The organism is Chryseobacterium hilariae, assembly GCF_051400735.1.
Taxonomy (GTDB): Bacteria; Bacteroidota; Bacteroidia; order Flavobacteriales; family Weeksellaceae; genus Chryseobacterium.
The window spans coordinates 246,042-267,243 of record NZ_JBLFFJ010000002.1 but is presented as its reverse complement, the minus strand read 5'-3'; the positions used below and the strand labels follow the sequence as shown (position 1 = coordinate 267,243).

The following is a 21,202-nucleotide window of genomic DNA, read 5'->3' as shown; positions in this document are numbered from 1 at the left end:
CAATGTATCAATCTTTAATCCAGAAACCTATCGTTTGGTAACATTTCTGCTGAAGACTCTTCCGTCTTTCAGAGTAAAATGAAGAATATAAACGCCCCAGTCATACCCCGTCATGTTAATCTTCAACTGACGGTTCAATCCCGGAATATTCTGCTGTTGGAATTTCCAATGTATCGTACTGTGCTGATACAGTGAAACGGATTCTATAAGATCATCTGCTTCTTCAGTCCAGTCGATGGTAAGAAAGTCATTAACGGGTACAGGGTAAAGCCTGATCTGTTTCAGGAAAGTTTTTTCATCCATGGCAGGAGCTTGTTGCTGTTGCAGGGCAGCTACTGTTTTGGTTTCTTGTTTTGCTGTTTCAGTGGGAGCTGTTTTTCCTGCAACATTAGGGCCTCTGTATCTTTGATTTCCGGCTTCGTCATATTTGAAATAGACCTCAGTTTGTGAAAACCCTAAAAATCCTATCATCAGGGAGGAAAAAGAAAGTAATTTTTTTTTCATGTGTTTATTTTTTTTCAGAAAGAAGTTTTTCCAGTTGTTTCTCCATCTTCTCTACCTTTTCAGATTGAGCTTTTAGCTTTTTATTCTGCTCAATAGAATATAGAGTAAGTTCCTCAATTTTTTCAAGAAGCTTAGCGTTCATTTCAGCTACGTTGATGCCATTTTTGAGAATCTCTTTTTCTGATGGAATATTAGGAAGGTGTCCATTCTTTTGAATATGGTTTTCTACTTCTTCCAAAGTATTCAGTTTATAGTCTTTTTTGAATACATAATCTGCCCATACATTTGCTTTTACTTCAATTTCTTTCGCAAAAATTTTACCGTCAAATCTTGCAATGGCATTATTGAAGAATTTTATCCAGGTCCCATTAGCATGGTCTTGAACACCAATATAATATTTTCCGTCATTGTTATTATTGGGCATTGAAAGAATAATATTATGCGTATTTCCTTTATTTCTAAGGACCGTGTCACCGGTAAGTCCTCCCCAGCATCCGTCACAAGTAGATTTAGTGATCTGGAATGAGCCAAGTGAGCTGGCAATTTCGAAAGCAGGATTATCTGCCTTATAGACTCTTACAAATGCTTCACCGCTTCCTCCTGGATCATTTATCCCTACGTATATTTTTCCATCAGGAAGTATACGCATAGCTTCCTTGTTATTAGTTTTCAGAACTAGAGGTTGATTATCTGTTGTTCCCAGAAAGCTATTGGAAGGGTTAGTTCCTGAATTACCCGTTGTATTCCAGCTCTGTGCAAATAAAGAAGAAGCCGAAAGGCTTAAAATAAATAATAAAGACTGTTTCATAATTTTTATAATTGGTTTTCAAAAATGGTAATGTAATATTCACTAGATAAGTGACTGAGGGTTGTAGATTTTTTAAGTAAAGAAGCTGTGGTTTTTGCAAAAGTAAATAATATATACATGAAAAACAGTTAATAATGATATAAATCATCTAAAGAGGATATATGATATCGCAATCTCAATTTGATGAAAAAATATTAATCACAATAGAAATAAATGAATTCTGATTGTGGGCATTGTTTATCAGTGATTTTTTTCCTAAAAATCATTAAATGTCAAGAATATTAAATACTCACAGTAACTTCCCATTTAGAAAAAAGCTTTACCTTTGTCTATATGAACCTGTTAAGATGGATACTTGCATTCTATTTCATGGCATTGTCACTGGTGCCTTGCGAAGATGTGCAGCGTCCTGCAGGGCCTTCAGAAATCAAACTATCTTTCAATATTCAGGAATCCCATTCAAAAGATAAAGGAGATATCTGCTCACCATTGTGTACATGCAGCTGCTGTCAAATGACGGTGTCTTCTTTTAAAATGGATCCTTTATTGGAAATTCAGAGCCATGTTCAGGCTTACTTTTCAAAGAAAATTCTTTTCCAGAAAAACAATTTTGCTTACCAGATGTACGACCATATCTGGCAACCTCCTAAGATTTAATTTTTATTGATTATTAGAAAGTCAGGCTTTCTATCTATTGAACTTTGCAATACCATTGCAGAGGTCTCCGTGATATTTTTGCAACGGCATTATCGTCGTATGCAGTTATTACCAATAAAAAATTAAATACAGATCGTGTTAGATAAAATCATAAAATTCAGTATCAAAAACAAGGTGGTAGTGGGTATCATGACCCTGCTTCTCATTATCTGGGGAGTATGGAGTGCTACAAGGCTACCCATAGATGCGGTTCCTGATATTACCAACAATCAGGTACAGATCATCACCGCATGTCCTACACTTGCGGGGCAGGAAGTGGAGCAGCTTGTTACCTTTCCCATAGAGCAGAGTATTGCCAATGTTCCGGATATTCAGGAAACCAGAAGTATTTCAAGATTCGGACTTTCCGTGATCACTGTGGTATTCAAAGAAAATGTAGACATTTATTTTGCCAGACAGCTGATCAATGAACAGCTGAAGCTAGCCGTTGAAGAAATCCCAAAAGGAGTGGGAACGCCGGAACTGGCGCCTGTAAGTACGGGCCTTGGGGAAGTGTATCAGTATATTCTCCACCCGAAAAAAGGCAGCGAAAAGAAATATTCCGCTAAAGAACTCCGTACCATGCAGGACTGGATTGTCCGCAGACAGCTGAACGGTACGCCCGGTGTTGCGGAAATCAACAGTTTCGGAGGAGAATTGAAACAATATGAAGTCGGTGTTAATCCAGACCGCCTTAAAGCAATGGGCGTAAGCATTTCCGATATCTTTACAGCCTTAGAAAAAAACAACCAGAATACCGGTGGAGCTTATATAGACAAAAAACCGAATGCCTATTTCATCCGTGGAATCGGATTTGTAACCTCATTGGAGGACATTAAAAATATTTCGGTTAAAAACGAAACAGGCAGCGTTCCGATTTTTATAAAAGACGTTGCAGATGTACGTCTTGGAAGCGCTGTGCGTTACGGAGCATTGACCTACAACGGAAAAGTGGATGCAGTAGGCGGTGTGGTCATGATGCTGAAAGGGGCCAACAGTAATGAGGTTGTCAGTCTTATTAAAGCTAAAATTCCAACCATTCAGAAATCCCTTCCTGATGATGTGGTGATAGAGCCCTTCTTAGACAGAACAGATCTTGTCGGAAGAGCAATCAATACTGTAGAAAAAAATCTGATTGAAGGTGCATTAATCGTTATTTTCGTATTGGTAGTTTTCCTAGGAAATCTTCGAGCAGGGCTTATCGTAGCTTCAGCCATTCCATTATCCCTTCTTTTTGCTTTGGGAATGATGAATGTTTTTGGAGTCAGTGCCAATTTGATGAGCCTTGGAGCCATAGATTTCGGATTGATTGTAGATGGCGCCGTGATCATTGTGGAAGCTACTTTACACCATCTCGGCGTAAGGAAATCTGTACGAAACCTTACCCAAAGTGAAATGGACGAGGAAGTTTTCCTTTCCGCATCAAAAATCAGAAGCAGTGCCGCTTTCGGGGAGATCATTATCCTTATCGTTTACATTCCGATCCTCACACTGGCCGGAGTAGAAGGGAAAATGTTTACGCCAATGGCTAAAACAGTTGGATTTGCCATTTTAGGAGCATTGATCCTTTCACTGACCTATATTCCAATGATGAGTGCCTTGTTCTTGTCCAAAAAGATTTCGCATAAAGAAACCTTTTCAGATAAGATGATGAACTTCCTGCAGAAGATCTATCAGCCGATGTTGCAGAAAGCAGTTAAAGTAAAATATATCATTGTGTCAGCCACGATTTTCATCTTCGTCATCAGTGCTTTTATTTTCAAAAATATGGGTGGCGAATTTATTCCGCAGCTGCAGGAAGGAGATTATGCATTCCACTGTATTCTGCCGCAGGGAAGTTCACTTAGCCAGAGTATCGAAACCTCCATGCAGGCTTCAAGACTTATCAAACAGTTTGATGAGGTGAAAATGGTTGTTGGAAAAACAGGTTCCGCTGAGGTTCCTACCGATCCAATGCCTCCCGAAGCCACCGACCTGATTGTTGTTTTAAAACCACAAAAAGAATGGAAATCAAAAAAATCATACACAGAACTTGCCGATGAGATCAGTGAGAAATTAGAAACCATTCCCGGTGTGTTTTTTGAAAAGAACCAGCCGATACAGATGCGTTTTAACGAGCTGATGACAGGGATCAGACAGGATGTTGCCGTTAAAATTTTCGGTGAAAACCTGGATTCGCTGGCTATTTATGCAGATAAAGTAGGAAAGATCATCCAGACCGTTGATGGCGCAACGCCTCCGCAGATTGAAAGAATAAGCGGACTTCCCCAAATCAACGTAGAATACGACAGAACGAGAATGGCCAATTATGGTTTAAATATAGAAGACGTAAACAATGCCGTAAGTGCAGCCTTTGCCGGAAAATCAGCCGGGCAGGTGTTTGAAAACGAAAGACGTTTTGATCTTGTAGTACGTCTCGACAGCCTTCACAGAACGAATATTGATGATGTGAATAATTTAATGATTGCGACAGGAACCGGAGCACAGATTCCGCTTTCCCAGGTAGCCAATGTCAGCTATAAACTGGGTCCGGCACAGATCAGCCGTGAAGAAGGAAAAAGAAGAATCGTGATCGGTTTCAATGTAAAAGACCGCGATGTGCAAAGCGTAGTGAAAGATATTCAGGCGAAATTAGATAAACAGATCAAGTTACCTTCCGGATATTATTTTACCTATGGCGGACAGTTTGAAAATTTACAGGAAGCCAGCAAGCGTCTGATGATCGCAGTTCCGGTTTCCCTGTTTCTGATCTTTATGCTGCTCTATTTTACCTTCCACTCGTTTAAGCAGGCTGCATTGATCTTTACGGCAATTCCGATGAGTGCCATCGGAGGTGTATTTGCCCTTCTTTTAAGAGATATGCCGTTCAGTATCAGTGCCGGAATCGGGTTTATTGCCCTTTTCGGAGTCGCAGTTCTTAACGGAATTGTTTTGATCGGAACCTTTAACCAACTTGAAAAAGAGGGCGAAACGGATGTACTGAAAAGAGTATATGAAGGAACAAAAACCAGACTAAGACCCGTTCTGATGACTGCAACGGTAGCTTCACTAGGATTCCTGCCGATGGCGATTTCCACTGGAGTTGGAGCTGAGGTACAGAAACCTTTGGCAACCGTAGTCATCGGAGGATTGGTAACCGCTACATTCCTTACTTTATTTGTTCTGCCGATGCTCTATATTATTTTTAATTCAAAGATTCCACGAAAGATGAATAGAATTAAGCCAATCACAACACTTGTTGTTCTTGGATTTCTGATGTTCGGACAGACGTTCAACGCGCAGACCAGACCAATTTCCGTAGATCAGGCGGTAGAAATAGCCGCCGAAAATAATCTGGTTTTGAAATCAAAAGATCTGAATATAAAATCTGCTGAAGCTTTGAAAGGAACGGCAAAAGAACTTCCCAAATTAAATTTTGAAGCCCAGCTGGGACAGTACAACAGTCCAAAATTTGACCAGTCATTTGCCATTTCGCAGAGCATTCCTTTTCCTACGCTGTTTAAGGCGAGGAGAGAATTAATTACTGAAAATATAAAAAGCAGACAGATCGATAAAGAAGTTTCGGCGAACGAACTGACAAAACAGGTAAGAACGTATTATTATCAGATCGAATATCTTCAGTACAATAAATTTAAGCTGAAAGATCTTGACAGCCTTTATCAGGATTTTATCAGGATTGCAACGGTAAGATTTAAAGCGGGAGATATCAAGAAGATTGAAATTAACACAGCAGAAACCCAAAAAGGAGAAATCAGCCTACTGCTGAAACAGAATGAGGTGTATTTAAATAATGCCTATAAAAATCTAAAGACATTACTGAATACGTCCGAGAATTTCGAAGTTCCGTTTAAAAGCGACTATGAACCTTTGAAGACGGAAAATATTCTGGACAGTTCATCGGTGGCCAACAATCCTACGGTCAAAGCTTTTTATCATGAAATGGAAATAGCCGAAAAAAACAAAAATGTGGAAAAATCACAGGGACTTCCTGAATTCAGCCTTGGTCTGACGAGCCAGTCGCTGATTGGTTTACACACCAAAAACGGACAGGAGAAATTCTATAATGCCGGTGATCGTTTCAATTCATTTTCTGTAGGCGTTGCCATTCCTTTGACGTTTGGAGCAACAAAAGCAAGAATGCAGTCTCTGGAATATGAAAAATACGCCGCTGAAACCAATGCAAAAATGCAGCAGAAGCAACTTTCTACACAGCTCGAAAATGCTTTCGGACAGTATCAGCAGGATATACAGCAGTATGAATATTATGTAAATCAGGCTATTCCGAACGCGGAAAAAATTGTCAAAGCAGCCCAGTTAGGCTACAAAACAGGAGAAATCTCTTATGTAGAATATCTTTTTGCCCTGCAGACCGCCACCAATATTCAGTTGAAATATTTAGAATCCATTCAGCAGGTCAATCAATCTGTAGTTACCATTAACTCAATCATCAATAAATAACATGAAAATAAAGCACAATATCATATCTCTGACCGTCACGGCACTTTTACTTTTAAGCTGCGGGAAAAAAGAAATGCCGGCAGAAAAAACCGAAGAAAAAACTGAAACCGGTCATGAAGAAGCACCGCAGACTATCGCTTCATTAACGGAAGAACAGATCAAATCGGTCGGAATAACTTTAGGCCCCATAGAAATGAAGGAACTTACGTCCACTGTCAAAGCCAACGGACTTCTGAGAGTTCCCAATAATAATAAAGCCACCATCACTTCTTTGTACGGCGGAGTAATCAAAACCCTGAATGTACAGGTAGGAAGCATCGTAAAAAAAGGACAGGTGATCGCAACCATCGCCAATCCTGAATTTATCCAGTTACAGGAAGAATATCTGACGACGAACAGCAGAATTACCTATGCAGAGCAAGAATACAGAAGACAGCGGGAGCTTTTTGACAATGATGCTGGCGCAAAGAAAAACCTGCAGAGTTCAGATGCAGAGCTTAAAACCCTGAGAACGAAAAAAGCTTCCCTTCTGAGACAGCTTCAGATGATGGGAATCAGCCCGGGAAAAGTGAATAATGGCAATATGAGATCAGGATTGGTCATTACAGCTCCCATTAGCGGAACCGTAAGCAGTATTTCAGCACAGATTGGAAGCTTTGTAGATGTTTCATCACCTGTGGCAGAGATTATTGACAATAATTCTATCCATCTTGACCTCCAGGTTTTTGAAAAAGATCTTCCCAAAATGAGAGTAGGGCAGATTGTGCATTTCAAGCTGACCAATAATCCTGAAACGGAATATGATGCTATGGTTTACAGTGTAGGATCTTCTTTTGAAAACGAAAGCAAAACTGTTTCTGTACATGGCACGGTGACGGGTAATAAAGCAGGTCTGATCGACGGCATGAATATCACCGGAATTGTAAGTCTTGATAAAAATACAACGCCTGCTGTTCCTAATGAAGCCATTGTAGAAGCAGACGGAAAATACTACGTCTTTATCCGTACAGATAAAAAACCAGAGGAACATGAAGAAGAAGCCGGAAACAGCTACAAAAATGAAAAAGGAGAACCCGCACAACATCAAAAAACTTTGAATTTTGAAAAGGTAGAAGTGATAAAAGGAACATCAGACATGGGCTATACAGCCATTACACCTGTCAAAGGAATTCCTGGTGACGCCAGAATTGTAGTGAAGGGAGCTTTTTTCGTTAATGCTAAACTTTCCAATTCCGGCGGGCATGAGCATTAAAATAAGGAAATGATCATTGATTTATAGAAACTGGCCTGAAGAACTACCGATTTTTATGCCTAAATTAGGGGTATTTACGGTACAGTTCAGGAGTCAGAGATACAACATGCTGTATTTCTAAACATTATGAAAGATAGTCGGTGCAAGAGTACATCTTAAAAATTAATTGTAAATGAAAAAAGATATAGAAACCAAACTTATCGATAAAAATACCAAGCCTACGAGCATGAGAATCCTGGTGTATGATTTTTTGAGTACACAGGAAGCTGCACTGTCCCTTTCTGAAGTGGAAAGTCATTTTGATAATGCGGACAGGACAACGATTTACCGCACATTGAAAACATTCGAAGAAAAAGGAATTGTCCACAGCATACAGGAAAATATCACTACAAAATATAAATTATGTGATGACGGCTGCGATGAGAAAACCCACAAAGACTGGCATCTGCATTTTTACTGCAAAATATGTAAACAGACGACCTGCAGGGAAGATATTTCCTTTCCTGAAAATATACAGTCCAATTTCAGAATCGATGAAATAAGACTTTTTGCCAAAGGAATCTGCGAAAACTGCCTTGAAAGTTTGCAATAGTATTGCATTGAGTATAACCTTAATTTTACATCAAAATAGTATTTATGGAAGAATGTTGCAGTACAAAACCCAAAAAGAAAGAACAGCATACACATGATCATTCGGAAGGAGATGGGCATGATCACTCTCACGACACAGGAGACAAAACACCTTTTCAGATGTTTCTTCCTGCCATCATCTCTTTCGTGCTGTTGCTGGTAGGAATAGCATTGGACAATTATATAAAAACAGAATGGTTTACAGGTTGGGTACGTTTGGTCTGGTATCTGGCGGCCTATGCTCCCGTAGGTCTTCCGGTCTTAAAGGAAGCCTATGAAAGCATCATCAAGGGAGATGTATTCTCCGAATTTTTCCTGATGGGAATCGCTACAGTAGGCGCATTTGTGATCGGGGAATATCCCGAAGGTGTTGCCGTAATGCTTTTCTATTCCGTAGGAGAAGTATTCCAGGGAATGGCCGTTTCAAGAGCCAAAGGAAACATCAAAGCCTTGCTGGATCAGCGTCCTGATGAGGTAACAATCATGGAAGCCAGCCAGCCAAAGACTATTAAAGCCAAAGAAACCAAAATAGGAGATATCATTCAGCTGAAGCCCGGAGAAAAGCTGGCACTTGACGGTGAACTGATGACTGAATCAGCATCATTCAATACCGCAGCGCTCACAGGTGAAAGTAAACCGGATACTAAGACAAAAGGTGAGACCGTACTGGCCGGGATGATCAATATGAACAGCATTGCTCTCGTAAAAGTAAATACCGCTTACGAAGACAGCAAGCTGAGTAAAATTCTGGAACTGGTTCAAAACGCGACCGCACAAAAAGCCCCGACCGAACTATTCATCAGGAAATTCGCAAAAGTATACACACCGATTGTTGTATTTCTTGCCATAGGAATCTGTCTTCTGCCTTACTTTTTTGTCAGTGATTATCAGTTCAGAGACTGGTTGTACAGAGCCCTGATCTTCCTGGTGATCTCATGTCCTTGTGCATTGGTGATTTCCATTCCGCTGGGATATTTCGGAGGAATTGGAGCTGCGAGCAGAAACGGGATTTTATTTAAAGGAAGTAATTTCTTGGACAGCATTGCAGAAATCCAGAATGTGGTGATGGATAAAACCGGAACCATGACTGAAGGCGTATTCAAAGTACAGGAAGTAAACATTCAGCCTGAATTCAATAAAGAAGAGATTCTGAAACTAGTCAATCTCCTGGAAAGTAAAAGTACACACCCTGTGGCTACAGCAATCCATAACTATGCAGGAGAGATTGATCATTCTATTCCCCTGGAAAATGTGGAAGAAATTGCAGGACATGGCTTAAAAGCGTCAGTCAATGGAAAAGAATTGTTGGTTGGTAATTTTAAGTTGATGGATAAATTCAATATCAGCTACGATACTAATCATGCTAATATTGTGTACACGCTCATTGCCATAGCTTATGATCAAAAGTTTGCAGGCTACATTACCATTGCAGACAGTATAAAAAGCGATGCCAGAGAAACGGTTGACAACCTGCACAGAATGGGTGTAAAAGCAACCATGCTCAGCGGTGATAAAAGTACCGTTGTGAAATATGTGGCAGACCAACTGGGCATCGACAGTGCTTTTGGAGATCTCTTACCGGAAGACAAGGTGAATAAAGTAAAAGAAATCAAAGCAAAAAATCAAACCGTAGCCTTTGTTGGCGATGGAGTGAATGATGCTCCGGTAGTTGCCCTCAGCGACGTAGGAATTGCCATGGGCGGCCTCGGAAGCGATGCCACAATTGAAACCGCAGATGTCGTTATCCAGGATGATAAACCCAGCAAAATCCCAATGGCAATCAATATAGGTAAACAGACCAAAAAGATCGTATGGCAGAATATTGTTTTAGCCTTTGCGGTAAAAGCTGTAGTCTTGGCACTTGGAGCCGGAGGTTTAGCAACCATGTGGGAAGCTGTATTCGCAGATGTAGGTGTAGCAATGCTGGCGATTTTAAATGCAGTGAGGATCCAGAGGATGAAGTTTAGTTAGGTAGCAGGTAGCTCATGATAGATTTTTTTTTTAAATTAAAACAAACCTGTTAAAAATAAATACAACCCAACCTTATAGGCTTTCAAAACCTATAAGGTTTTTATTACAGCAAAAAATCTGCGAAATCCCTAGAATCTGCGAAAGAAAAATCATCACAATTATAAGAAGGTTTATTTTCCCTGATTCCTAACATCTCTCAACCAAAATAATCAATGACATTCATCATAAATAATACATAAACCCAATTTGAGTAGTATATTTGTAGAACAGAACTGATCATTGAGACTTTTTATTTCCATATTCATCATTTTTACCATTGCACTACGCCCTGTTTTGCCATTGGTGAACTATGCCGTGAACTATGATTATATTGTAAAAAATCTCTGTGAGAACAGAAATATTCCTCAGTCCACGTGTAAAGGAAAGTGCTATGTAAGCAAAGAACTGGCGAAAACAGAAAAGCAATCCAACAATTCCCAGGTCATCAAAATATCTGTTCTGGATGTTTTTGTTTCCCACGATATCCTTTCATTTTTAGGCCAGAAAGAATTTGAGCCTGAAGATGAGGCTATACATTCAGATTATAATATTGATCATACTTCGGAATACTTTTCAAGAATATTTCATCCTCCTTTAGCCTAATTTCAACTATTCTTTTAGTTTTTTCTCAAAATATCCTCGGATTTTTATTGCTTAATGGTGTTTTTTTTAACAATCTGCAGTAGAAATGGAGGTTAGCTTTGCATTAAAAATTAATTCACACATTCATAATACTATCAATTTCAATTTACCATTAAAATGAAATCAAAAATTATTTTGACTGCATTATTGTCAGTTTCATTATTCGCCTGTGGCCAGGAAATCCCTAAAGTAAAGCATAAAAAGAGCACTGCGTCTTCAAAATCGACGACTAAGAAAGTAAAATTTGCCAATGCAGAAGATCCCATCTGTCACATGAAAACAGAAGATGATATGAAAGATACGGTAGTCTATAAAAATAAAACGTACGGTTTTTGCAGTAGTCTATGTAAGGACGATTTCAAAAAAAATCCTGAGAAATATGCCCAAAAATAATAAGACCAAAAACGGAGCAAAGAGAAAAGTGATTATTCCGATTGCAATTTTCGCTCTTTTGTTTCTGGGAATAGGTGTAGGAATGGGATATTTCAAGAAGAACCTGTACACCGTAATGAAGGTTCCCGATTTTGAACTCACCGACCAGAATAATAAAAAGATCACCAATAAAGATATGCTGGGAAAAGTATATCTGGTAGAGTTTTTCTTTAGCAGATGTCCTACGATTTGCCCTATGATGAACCGTAATATGAGATTTATTGAAGATGAGGTGAACAGTCCTGAATTCGGGATCATTTCAATAAGTATAGATCCGGAAAATGATACACCTGCTGCATTGAAAGCACATGCTAAAAGCGTAGGCGCAAAATCTCCGGACTGGCATTTTCTTACCGGAAACAGAGATTATATCGGAAAATTGGCAGACCAGTTCAATATCTATGTAGGAGATAAGGAAGACGACAGCGAAAGCCTTAACCACAGCGGAATGATCGCTTTGGTAGATAAAGAAGGAAATATTCGTTGCAGATACAATAAGGACAATATGCCGATCCTGTATTACTCCGGACTGAATTATGAAGATCCGGAAGGAAAGACTCCGAAACTTAGCGGGAAATACCATCCTGACCGGGAAATATTAATCGAGGATATTAAGAAATTATTGAAATAAAGTACGGAAAGAAAGATAGAAGGCATAGGCTGGAGCTTCATTCAGATGAAATATCTTCCTTTCCATAAATAAAGAAATATTGTTAAACCATAAAAACAAAACATTATGAAGATTTTGAAAATAGCAGCTTTAAGTGCCGTATTTGCCGCACAGTTCGCTTTTGCGCAGTTTAAGCAGACACCGCTTCCTTATGCATACAATGCACTGGAAGGTTCGGTAGATGCACAAACGATGGAAATTCACTATTCAAAGCATGCTGCAGCCTATGTTGCCAACTTGAATAAAGCGATTGCCGGAACACCACAGGAAAAACAGACTTTGTTCCAGATCCTTTCCAGTGTTTCTACATTGACTCCGGCAGTAAGAAACAATGCAGGTGGACATTACAACCACGAGCTTTTCTGGACCGTTCTTACTCCAGTAAAAAATACACAGCCTTCTGAAAAACTGGCTAAGGCAATTACAGAAACTTTCGGAAGTATGGATGCCTTCAAAGAAAAAATCAGCAAAGCGGGTGCTGACCGTTTCGGTTCTGGATGGGCATGGCTTTCTGTGGATAAGAGTGGAAAACTATTCGTCTCTTCTACACCTAACCAGGATAATCCTTTAATGGATGTAGTGGAAGAAAAAGGAACACCAATTCTGGGAATTGATGTTTGGGAACACGCTTATTACTTGAAATATCAGAACAAAAGAGCAGATTATCTTACTGCCATCTGGAATGTGCTTAACTGGAAAGAGGTAAGCAAAAGATATGATGATGCAATAAGCAAAAAATAAAGATGAACTTAATTTGCAGCATATTCCTCACTCTTTATATGGCGTTCAGACCTCTGATCCCACTGATGGAGTATGCTGTAAATTATGATTATATTTCCACCGTTCTCTGCATCAATAAAAGCAAGCCGGAGCTTCACTGTAACGGAAAATGCTACCTGAGCAAAGAACTCGCAAAAACGAATAATTCTGATTCTTCACCTTTAAACAAAACCAAAAATTCAGGACAGAAAGTTCTTGATATTTGTACACTTCCTGAAATTACTTCTATTCAAAATACAGAAAAATTCCTTACTGCAAATTTTAATTTTCTCTACGAAACAGCCTATTCTTTTCTGTATCTCAAACCTATTTTCAAACCACCAGTTTTTTAAGTTCAATTTTAATCTTTATCAACCACAAAGAACATAAAGGATTTTCTTAAGCAATTTGCAACACATATTATTTTAAAGTTAAGTATGTAAAAGCGAAGATTTTAAAAAGCTTAATTGTTCTTCTATGCAGTTTTCAATACACTTTAAATAACTGAAGTGTCAAAAAACTTTTGTGGTTAAAAAAAATGAATGTTCACGCATTCAAAAGCATTTCTATTTCAAAATTTCAACTTAAAAAATCAAAAATGAAAATTTATAAATTTTTGTCATTATTCTTTATTGCCTTTAGTTTATTCACTTTGTCATCATGCCAAAACAGCGATGATGACGATCCGCAGGATACTTCAACCGGAAATCTTCAGATCAAATTTGAAAACGGATTCAATAATCTGGGAAATATAGTACTCAACCAAACGGTACAAACTTCAGCCGCCGGGCAGAAACATAATTTCTCCGCAGTAAAATATGTCATCAGTAACATCACGCTGATTGACGAAAGCGGAAATGAATTCAAATACAATGAAAATAATCCTGATAAAGGAGCTTTCATCGTAGATCAGGCCGATGCCGTTGCGGGAGTTGTTTATCTCGATCTGAACGGAATTCCGAAAAACAATTACAAAAAAGTAAAATTCGGACTTGGGATCAGTCAGAAGGCTTATCTGTTGGGGCAAAACGGTCAGGCAGAGTTCTGGACAAAAGCCAAGCAGAAAGGAATGTCGTGGTCATGGGCAGCCGGTTACGTTTTTGTAAAACTGGAAGGAAAATATGGAATTGCTTCTGCAGATACGGAATTTATGAATCACACCGGAAACATGGGAAATGTAACGGCTAATAATACTCCGGATCTTTACCGGGAAATTACGTTGAATCTTCCGGTAACCGCCAGAGTAACAGCTCAGATAAGACCTTCCATCCACATTCTTGTAGATCTTAATCAGTTCCTGAGCGGAAGCAAAACGCTTTCCCTTACCACAGAAAACAATATGATGATGGGTTCAAGCCAGCATTTGGTGGATGTTACCAATAATCTTACCGCGATGTTTAAAGTAGATCATGTTCATAATGATTAGGATTTTATTAAAAACAATGCTGCTGGTCATTACTTTTCTGAGCTGTTTGTCCTGTTCAGATGAGGTACTGCAGCCGCTGGAAAAAGATGAGGCGTATTCATTGCAGTTTCCATCGTACTTTCCTGAAATGACTTTCGATGCATCCGGCAATCCGGTGACGAAAAATGGAGTAGAGCTGGGGCGAAATTTATTTTATGAAGGAAGACTTTCCAGAAATAACACCATATCATGTGGTTTCTGTCATATTCAGGAAAATGCTTTCACGCATCATGGTCATACGGTGAGCCATGGTGTTGATGACAGAATTGGAATCCGTAATGCACCACCCATTCAGAACATGGCATTCCTGAAAAGGTATATGTGGGACGGCGTGATTCATAATCTGAACGAACAGCCGATCATTCCGATCACGGATGCCAATGAAATGGACAGCTCCATGCCTGAAGTAATTTCTAAATTAAAAAATGATCCGAAGTATAAAAAGCTTTTCATAGAAGCTTATGGTGACGAAAACATAACCGGTGAAAGAGTATTGAAGGCTTTGTCACAGTTTATGATAAGCATGATTTCCGCAGATTCTAAATACGACAGAGTTAAACAGGGAAAAGAAAACTTCACCTCTGAGGAATCTCAGGGAATGGCCCTTTTTAGCCAGAAGTGTGCTTCCTGCCATAGCGGAGAATTTTTCACGGATGAAAGCTTCAGGAATACAGGGATGTATTTTAATGTCCAGTTCAAAGATGCAGGACGTCATCGCGTAACTCTTGATCAGAACGACTGGATGAAATTCCGGGTACCGAGCCTCAGAAATGTGGAATATACTGCACCGTATATGCATGACGGAAGATTTTACACGCTGAGCGCGGTTCTTAATTTCTATTCCGATAGTGTGGAAGACAATCCCAATCTGGATCCGCAGCTGAAACAGAACGGACATGTCGGAATTGCTATGAATGCGCAGGAAAAGCAGTTGATCATCGCCTTTTTAAAAACCTTATCCGATCAAAACTTTATTTCTAATCCAAAATTTGCAGAATGAGCATCATGAACATGAGAAAAATAATTTTTATACTGAGCCTGACACTATCATGGGTTTCTCAGGCTAAAACAATCAACGACAGCCTGTATATCGCAGATCCTATAAACAGTATTGTATTTGATGACTGTGATGCTTGCGGCTGTGCGGCAGGAAACGGATCTTCCGGTTTTGAGTCTTTGCTGAACCCGCAGTTTATCGGGATCAAATATTTTGTCCAGCATTATAAAGCCAAAGAAAACCTTTTTGTAAAAGATCTTACACAGGATCAGTATTTCAATACCCTGCAGGTTTGGGGAAAAATTCCATTGACAGAAAAGCTGAGTGTATACGCCAGCCTGCCATTTCATTTTCATGAGAAGAGAACCATGCAGGGTGATATCAACATTAATGGTATCGGAGATCTGAACTTGATGGGAATCTACCGGATCATCAGTTCCAAAGATAATTTTCATCAGTTCAACGGAGGTTTAGGGGTGAAAATTCCTTTGGGAAAATTTGATGAAAAAGGGGCTTCCGGCGTCAATCCAAGTTTTCAGCTGGGAACGGGAAGCTGGGATTATCAGGCTGCTTTAAACTATAAGTTTCAAAAGAATAAACTGGCTGTACTGATCAACACAGATTACACGGTAAAAACCGAAAACAAAAAGAATTACCGTTTTGGAAACCAGTGGAATTACGCTGCAACAGGTTTTTATCAGCTTGCAGGAAATGAAAAGACCATTTTCTCTGCCAAGGCTGGACTTCAGGGTGAAGTCTATGATCAAAACAAACAGTTTGATGAGGCATTGCCTAACACAGCCGGAAGTGCTTTATATGGAAAACTCGGTTTCGAGGCTTCGTATAAAAAGTTCAGTCTGGGTGGTGAAGTCATGTTGCCTGCATATTCTAATTTGGCAGGAGTGATATTGAAGCAAAATCCAGGTTCAGTGTTTTTATCAATTTTGGAATTTAATATCATGGTGGCTTCGGACCCTCAGCCACCAAGTCAGGGTTCTTGAATGTTCATTACAATACAAATCAATTTTATAATTTATTGTAATTTCTAAAAACCGGTGGCTGAGGCTCCCGAAGCCACCGGTTTTCATACATCTTCTAATCTATCTGCTGTTTTTCATCGTATTGAGAATTAATTTATTATGCCGTTATTGCATATATTAAGTTATTTTCTATCTTTGCCGCAATCTGGTGCGCTGTGAAAAGCACTTAAAAGGGAACCTGGTGAAAATCCGGGACAGACCCGCTGCTGTAAGCTCCACATCAAAGTTTTTGAAGAGTATATCCACTGTTTTTTTTAATGGGAAGGATTTCAAAAACGGAGTAAGTCAGAAGACCTGCCAGAAGATAAACGTTTGATGCTTTCGTGGAATAAAGCTTAGGACAACAACGATTCTGTGCAGTAACAGCTGCGCTTTATCTTTGCTATCTTATATCCATTAGCGTCAGCATTATTCTCAATGAGCTAATGGTCAGAAAATGTACTGCTTCACAGTTTAAAAAAGGAGTTATCACATTATTTGTGATGGCATCTCAACTTATATTCTCTCAATCCGGAGACACAATCAGGGAGAAAACTATTCTTCCTATCCAGCTTTACAAAAAAGATTTTAAAGAAATTCTTCCTGCACAGGTACTTTCCGGCGAACAGCTTGAAAGGCTGAACAGTCAGTCGGTGGCCGATGCTTTACGGTATTTTTCAGGAGTTCAGATCAAAGATTATGGCGGGATGGGCGGCCTGAAAACGGTGAATATCCGGAGTATGGGAAGCCAGCATGTGGGAGTTTTCTATGACGGCATCCAGCTGGGAAATGTACAGAACGGAATAGTGGATCTTGGAAAGTTTTCATTGGATGATCTTGAAGCCATTTCTTTATACAACGGTCAGAAAAGTGAAATTTTTCAGCCTGCAAAGGATTTCGGATCTTCCGGATCTATTTATCTTCAACCTAAAATACCTGTTTTTAAAGGGAATCAGAAGACCAACTTGACGCTTAAGCTGAAATTAGGCACCATCAGTTTATTTAACCCTTCCTTCCGTGTGGAACAGAAGCTTTCAGAGAGAATTTCGGCAAGTTTCAGCTCGGAATTTGTACAAAGCGATGGATTGTATAAGTATAAATACGAAAAGAAAAATTCTGACGGATCTGTTGCCAATGATACCATTGCAAGAAGATATGATTCCTACATCCGGGCGAAACGTTTTGAAGGTGCCTTAAACGGAGCCATTAATGATGGAAGCTGGAGTGTACGCGGATACGGCTATATTTCCGATCGTGGAGTTCCTACGGCTATTGTTAATAATAATTTCACGCCTAAAGGTCAGCAGATGCTGGATGAAAATTATTTTGTCCAGGCCAGTTTCCGTAAAAAGCTGTTTCCAAAATTCGAAACACAGTTCAAAGCTAAATTTGCCTATGACTACACCCGGTTTTTAGATACGGCGAATGTGGCAACAACCGTTCTGCCGATAGATAATTCGTATGTTCAGAGAGAACTTTATTTTTCCAGTTCCAATATGTATTCTATTAATCAAAACTGGGATGTAAGTGCAAGCTTTGACTTTCAGTATAATAATCTGGATGCCAGCCTAAGGGATTTTTCATATCCTACACGATATACTTCGCTCGTTTCTTTGGCCACAACCTATCAGTGGAACCGGTTTAAATTTTTGGGAAATGTTCTGGGAACTTTTGTGCATGAAGAAGTGAAAATGAATGCAAAATCTCCCGATAAAACCGAATGGACTCCTTCCGCTTTCCTGAGCTATCAGCCTTTTGAATCCAAAGATCTTACCATACGGACTTTCTACAAAAGAGTGTTCAGGATGCCTACTTTCAATGATCTATACTACACGATGATCGGGAATGTTATGCTGAAACCGGAATATACAAATCAGTACGATGCCGGTTTTACCTATCAGAAACTCTATGACCATAAAGTTTTTAAAGGAATCTATGTGAAAGTGGATGGCTATTATAATGAAGTAGAAAACAAGATTATCGCCGTTCCTACTACCAATCTTTTCAGGTGGATGATGGTGAACCTGGGTGAAGTGAAAATCATCGGGGCAGACGTGAATGTTCAGGCTGAATTTGATATTAATAAATTGAAACTGAAACCTTTGGTAAGCTATACCTATCAGCGTGCTGGAGACTATACTGATAAAAGTGACGATTATTACGGGGACCAGATCTCCTATGTGCCCTGGCATGCATTGACCTTTACCATGATGGCAGACTATAAAGACTGGAGTTTCAATTACAGTTTTATGTACACCGGAGAGCGCTATGATGCCCAGCTGAATAATATCAAAGCCAATTATCTTCAGCCATGGTACACCCATGATTTATCCGTTCAGAAAAAATTCAACTGGCATTCTCATCAGATTAAAGCCGGTTTTGAAGTCAATAATGTCCTTAATCAATACTATGATGTGGTCAGGAATTATCCGATGCCCGGAAGAAATTTTAAACTTATTGTAAGCTTTACATTATGAAAAAACTCAACTTTTGCCTGCTGGCTTTTACTCTTTTCTTTCTGTTCTCGTGTAGAACGGATGACAATATAGTTCCCTCGGAGACAAAAGAGGTAAGGAACGGAGAAGATACTCCCATTAAAGGTTTTTATCTTCTGAACGAAGGAAATATGGGCAGCAACAAATGTACGCTCGATTATTTCGATTATGCGACAGGAACTTACCGCAAGAATATTTACGGAGAAACCAATCCTTCTGTGGTAAAAGAACTGGGTGATGTGGGAAATCATATCATGATCTACGGTAGCAAAATGTATGTGGTGGTGAATGTTTCCAATAAAATTGAAGTGCTGGAAGCCAAAACAGCCAAACGGATCAAAACCATACAGCTGCAGAACTGCCGTTATCTGGCTTTTAGAGGTAATAAAGTCTATGCCAGCAGCTATGCCGGCCCTGTAGAACTGAATCCTAACTCTCCTTCGGGAAAAGTAGTGGAAATTGATACAACATCCCTGAACATCGAAAGGCAGGTAGTAGTCGGGTATCAGCCGGAAGAGATAGAAGTGATGGGAGATCAGCTTTTTGTAGCCAATTCCGGAGGTTACAGATTTCCGAATTATGATAAAACCGTTTCTGTCATCAACCTCAATACATTCACGGAAACAAAAAAAATTGATGTAGCCATTAATCTTCACCGTATTAAAAAGGACAACTACGGAGATCTGTATGTGAGTTCCAGAGGAGATTACTACAATATTCCATCCAGTCTTTTCCTTGTAGATGCTTCGACCGGGACGGTTAAAAAAGATTTTCATGTGACAGTCAGCGGAATGACGATCGTGAATGACAAGCTGTATTATTATGGAAATGAATTTAATTACAATACCCATACTTACGTCAAGACCTTCGGAATCATCGATGTAAAAACTGAGCAAATTATTTCTAATAAAATTATTGACCAGCCATACGTTGATGAGGTCAAAGCTCCGTACGGAATTGCTGTAAATCCTTATACAGAAGACATCTATCTAACCGATGCAAAAAATTATGTGACCACCGGATATGTATACTGTTTCGACAAGAGCGGGAAATTCAAGTGGAAAACCGAAGGTGGGAATATCCCTGCTCATTTTGCTTTTTTATATAAATAATAGGATCAGAAAAAAATGGAAAGAAAAACGAAACATATTTTAAGAACGATACTTCTCTCTTCAGTTCTGCTGGGAACGGCAGCCTGTAAAAGTGATCGTGAAGATGTCGTGGAAGAGGTAACTTTTCCTGCGGAAGCTCTTAAGGAATCCTATACTGTTGACAGGCTTAAGCTGTTGAATATAGATCCAAAAATTGAAGGAAAACTGACTTGGAGTATCAATGATTCTGTTATTTCGGATCATCTGCAGCTGGATTTTGTAAGTCCTCTTGTAAAAACTTACCCTTTGACCTTAAAAGTGGAAGTAAAAGGAGTCGTAAAAATCTATAAATCGACAATCATTGTTAATAAAGAATCAACACCTTACAGCAAGTATATTTCGAATGTTTTTGAATTCCGTCCGGCTGTAGGGCAGTTTACGAACGAGGTTCCGGAATACGTCACCGGAAATACTGAAGCCAATATGCTCCAGAAAGCAAAAGAATCATTGACAGGAGAAAATTCTAGCATGATCACGCTTGGTGGTTTCGGAGGATATGTTGCTTTCGGCTTTGATCATACGATTCCCAATCTTGAGGGAAGGGATTTCAAAATTCTGGGCAATGCATTCTGGGGGAATAATACCAGCACAACCAGATCGGGATCTTGTGAGCCTGGAATTATTATGGTTGGTTACGATAAAAACAAAAACGGAAAACCCGACGAAGACGAATGGTACGAAATTGCCGGCAGCGAATATTTTAAAAATACAACCACTAAAAATTACAGCATAACCTATTTCAAACCCAATGAAAACAAGTCCCCCGTTCCCGGAAGTGAGTTTTGGCAGACTGATGTGGAGTACATCAAATGGCAGGATAATTTTGGGAATTCAGGATTTAAAACTAAAAATACCTTCCATGCACAAAGCTATTATCCTTTGTGGCTTTCCGGTGCTTCTTACAGCCTGACGGGAACCAGATTGAAGGATAATTTTTACGACCAGAGCGGGACGGGGGCTTATTGGGTAGGAACATCTTACGAGTATGGATATGCAGACAACGCTCCGAATAATGATGAAGCTTCAAACATCGATATTTCCTGGGCTGTGGACAAAAACGAGAAATATGTAAAACTTCCGGGCATCGATTTTATTAAAGTGTACACGGGAGTCAATCAGGAAGCGGGATGGCTTGGAGAAGTCTCTACAGAAGTGGCAGGAGCCTATGACCTGCATTTCAATTAATACTACAGAAAACAAAATTTTAATCAATA

18 protein-coding genes and 1 riboswitch are annotated in these 21,202 nt (G+C 39.4%); of the genes, 16 read left to right on the top strand and 2 right to left on the bottom strand.

Going from position 1 to position 21,202, the window contains the following annotated elements; translation table 11 throughout:
- Positions 1-27: 27 nt before the first annotated feature.
- Together ACMGDK_RS08080 and ACMGDK_RS08075 are read right to left on the bottom strand one after the other, a co-directional pair.
- Positions 28-504, bottom strand: coding sequence for a T9SS type A sorting domain-containing protein (locus tag ACMGDK_RS08080; RefSeq protein ID WP_436807458.1), 477 nt, complete (start codon positions 502-504; stop codon positions 28-30).
- 4 nt (positions 505-508) lie between these two features.
- Positions 509-1,312 carry a cell wall anchor protein gene (locus ACMGDK_RS08075; RefSeq protein ID WP_436807457.1) on the bottom strand — a complete coding sequence of 268 codons (804 nt, stop codon included), beginning with the start codon at positions 1,310-1,312 and terminating at the stop codon, positions 509-511.
- 333 nt (positions 1,313-1,645) lie between these two features.
- Between ACMGDK_RS08075 and ACMGDK_RS08070 the strand changes: the two genes are divergently transcribed.
- From ACMGDK_RS08070 to ACMGDK_RS07995, 16 genes are all read left to right on the top strand, one after another.
- Positions 1,646-1,969 carry a DUF6660 family protein gene (locus ACMGDK_RS08070; protein ID WP_436807456.1) on the top strand — a complete coding sequence of 108 codons (324 nt, stop codon included), beginning with the start codon at positions 1,646-1,648 and terminating at the stop codon, positions 1,967-1,969.
- 135 nt (positions 1,970-2,104) lie between these two features.
- The gene (locus ACMGDK_RS08065; RefSeq protein ID WP_436807455.1) at positions 2,105-6,466 is read left to right on the top strand and encodes a CusA/CzcA family heavy metal efflux RND transporter; all 4,362 of its coding nucleotides are present in this window, start codon (positions 2,105-2,107) and stop codon (positions 6,464-6,466) included.
- 1 nt (position 6,467) lies between these two features.
- Positions 6,468-7,718, top strand: coding sequence for an efflux RND transporter periplasmic adaptor subunit (locus ACMGDK_RS08060; protein WP_436807454.1), 1,251 nt, complete (start codon positions 6,468-6,470; stop codon positions 7,716-7,718).
- Positions 7,719-7,890: 172 nt separating this feature from the next.
- On the top strand, positions 7,891-8,310 hold the full coding sequence (locus ACMGDK_RS08055) for a Fur family transcriptional regulator (protein WP_436807453.1): 420 nt from the start codon (positions 7,891-7,893) through the stop codon (positions 8,308-8,310).
- A 44-nt stretch (positions 8,311-8,354) separates the two neighbouring features.
- Positions 8,355-10,319, top strand: a complete 1,965-nt coding sequence (locus ACMGDK_RS08050) for a heavy metal translocating P-type ATPase (RefSeq protein WP_436807452.1) — start codon at positions 8,355-8,357, stop codon at positions 10,317-10,319.
- A gap of 279 nt (positions 10,320-10,598) precedes the next feature.
- Positions 10,599-10,961: a hypothetical protein gene (locus ACMGDK_RS08045; protein WP_436807451.1), complete on the top strand. Its 363-nt coding sequence runs from the start codon at positions 10,599-10,601 to the stop codon at positions 10,959-10,961.
- A 156-nt stretch (positions 10,962-11,117) separates the two neighbouring features.
- Positions 11,118-11,393 carry a YHS domain-containing protein gene (locus tag ACMGDK_RS08040; RefSeq protein WP_436807450.1) on the top strand — a complete coding sequence of 92 codons (276 nt, stop codon included), beginning with the start codon at positions 11,118-11,120 and terminating at the stop codon, positions 11,391-11,393.
- A complete protein-coding gene (locus ACMGDK_RS08035) occupies positions 11,380-12,063 on the top strand; it encodes an SCO family protein (RefSeq protein ID WP_436807449.1) in 684 nt (227 codons plus the stop codon). Before ACMGDK_RS08040 ends, ACMGDK_RS08035 begins: the two co-directional genes overlap by 14 nt.
- Before the next feature lie 105 nt (positions 12,064-12,168).
- Positions 12,169-12,843, top strand: coding sequence for a superoxide dismutase (locus ACMGDK_RS08030; protein ID WP_436807448.1), 675 nt, complete (start codon positions 12,169-12,171; stop codon positions 12,841-12,843).
- A gap of 2 nt (positions 12,844-12,845) precedes the next feature.
- Positions 12,846-13,214 carry a hypothetical protein gene (locus ACMGDK_RS08025; RefSeq protein WP_436807447.1) on the top strand — a complete coding sequence of 123 codons (369 nt, stop codon included), beginning with the start codon at positions 12,846-12,848 and terminating at the stop codon, positions 13,212-13,214.
- Positions 13,215-13,459: 245 nt separating this feature from the next.
- Positions 13,460-14,287: an MbnP family protein gene (locus ACMGDK_RS08020; protein WP_436807446.1), complete on the top strand. Its 828-nt coding sequence runs from the start codon at positions 13,460-13,462 to the stop codon at positions 14,285-14,287.
- Entirely contained in the window at positions 14,280-15,326 is a 1,047-nt protein-coding gene (locus tag ACMGDK_RS08015) for a cytochrome-c peroxidase (protein WP_436807445.1), read from the top strand. Before ACMGDK_RS08020 ends, ACMGDK_RS08015 begins: the two co-directional genes overlap by 8 nt.
- The gene (locus ACMGDK_RS08010; RefSeq protein WP_436807444.1) at positions 15,323-16,324 is read left to right on the top strand and encodes a transporter; all 1,002 of its coding nucleotides are present in this window, start codon (positions 15,323-15,325) and stop codon (positions 16,322-16,324) included. The genes ACMGDK_RS08015 and ACMGDK_RS08010 overlap by 4 nt, the downstream gene beginning before the upstream one ends.
- Positions 16,325-16,492: 168 nt before the next feature.
- A riboswitch (cobalamin riboswitch) is annotated at positions 16,493-16,679 on the top strand.
- Between the two features lie 166 nt (positions 16,680-16,845).
- Positions 16,846-18,819: a TonB-dependent receptor plug domain-containing protein gene (locus ACMGDK_RS08005; protein ID WP_436807443.1), complete on the top strand. Its 1,974-nt coding sequence runs from the start codon at positions 16,846-16,848 to the stop codon at positions 18,817-18,819.
- Positions 18,816-19,949 carry a YncE family protein gene (locus ACMGDK_RS08000; RefSeq protein WP_436807442.1) on the top strand — a complete coding sequence of 378 codons (1,134 nt, stop codon included), beginning with the start codon at positions 18,816-18,818 and terminating at the stop codon, positions 19,947-19,949. The genes ACMGDK_RS08005 and ACMGDK_RS08000 overlap by 4 nt, the downstream gene beginning before the upstream one ends.
- A 15-nt stretch (positions 19,950-19,964) precedes the next feature.
- Positions 19,965-21,173, top strand: coding sequence for a cell surface protein (locus ACMGDK_RS07995; RefSeq protein WP_436807441.1), 1,209 nt, complete (start codon positions 19,965-19,967; stop codon positions 21,171-21,173).
- Positions 21,174-21,202: the final 29 nt, after the last annotated feature.

Coding starts and splice junctions, on each gene's coding strand:
- ACMGDK_RS08080 (WP_436807458.1), bottom strand. CDS start 504: ATGAAAAAAAAATTACTTTCTTTTTCCTCCCTGATGATAGGATTTTTA.
- ACMGDK_RS08075 (WP_436807457.1), bottom strand. CDS start 1,312: ATGAAACAGTCTTTATTATTTATTTTAAGCCTTTCGGCTTCTTCTTTA.
- ACMGDK_RS08070 (WP_436807456.1), top strand. CDS start 1,646: ATGAACCTGTTAAGATGGATACTTGCATTCTATTTCATGGCATTGTCA.
- ACMGDK_RS08060 (WP_436807454.1), top strand. CDS start 6,468: ATGAAAATAAAGCACAATATCATATCTCTGACCGTCACGGCACTTTTA.
- ACMGDK_RS08055 (WP_436807453.1), top strand. CDS start 7,891: ATGAAAAAAGATATAGAAACCAAACTTATCGATAAAAATACCAAGCCT.
- ACMGDK_RS08050 (WP_436807452.1), top strand. CDS start 8,355: ATGGAAGAATGTTGCAGTACAAAACCCAAAAAGAAAGAACAGCATACA.
- ACMGDK_RS08040 (WP_436807450.1), top strand. CDS start 11,118: ATGAAATCAAAAATTATTTTGACTGCATTATTGTCAGTTTCATTATTC.
- ACMGDK_RS08035 (WP_436807449.1), top strand. CDS start 11,380: ATGCCCAAAAATAATAAGACCAAAAACGGAGCAAAGAGAAAAGTGATT.
- ACMGDK_RS08030 (WP_436807448.1), top strand. CDS start 12,169: ATGAAGATTTTGAAAATAGCAGCTTTAAGTGCCGTATTTGCCGCACAG.
- ACMGDK_RS08025 (WP_436807447.1), top strand. CDS start 12,846: ATGAACTTAATTTGCAGCATATTCCTCACTCTTTATATGGCGTTCAGA.
- ACMGDK_RS08020 (WP_436807446.1), top strand. CDS start 13,460: ATGAAAATTTATAAATTTTTGTCATTATTCTTTATTGCCTTTAGTTTA.
- ACMGDK_RS08015 (WP_436807445.1), top strand. CDS start 14,280: ATGATTAGGATTTTATTAAAAACAATGCTGCTGGTCATTACTTTTCTG.
- ACMGDK_RS08010 (WP_436807444.1), top strand. CDS start 15,323: ATGAGCATCATGAACATGAGAAAAATAATTTTTATACTGAGCCTGACA.
- ACMGDK_RS08005 (WP_436807443.1), top strand. CDS start 16,846: ATGGCATCTCAACTTATATTCTCTCAATCCGGAGACACAATCAGGGAG.
- ACMGDK_RS08000 (WP_436807442.1), top strand. CDS start 18,816: ATGAAAAAACTCAACTTTTGCCTGCTGGCTTTTACTCTTTTCTTTCTG.
- ACMGDK_RS07995 (WP_436807441.1), top strand. CDS start 19,965: ATGGAAAGAAAAACGAAACATATTTTAAGAACGATACTTCTCTCTTCA.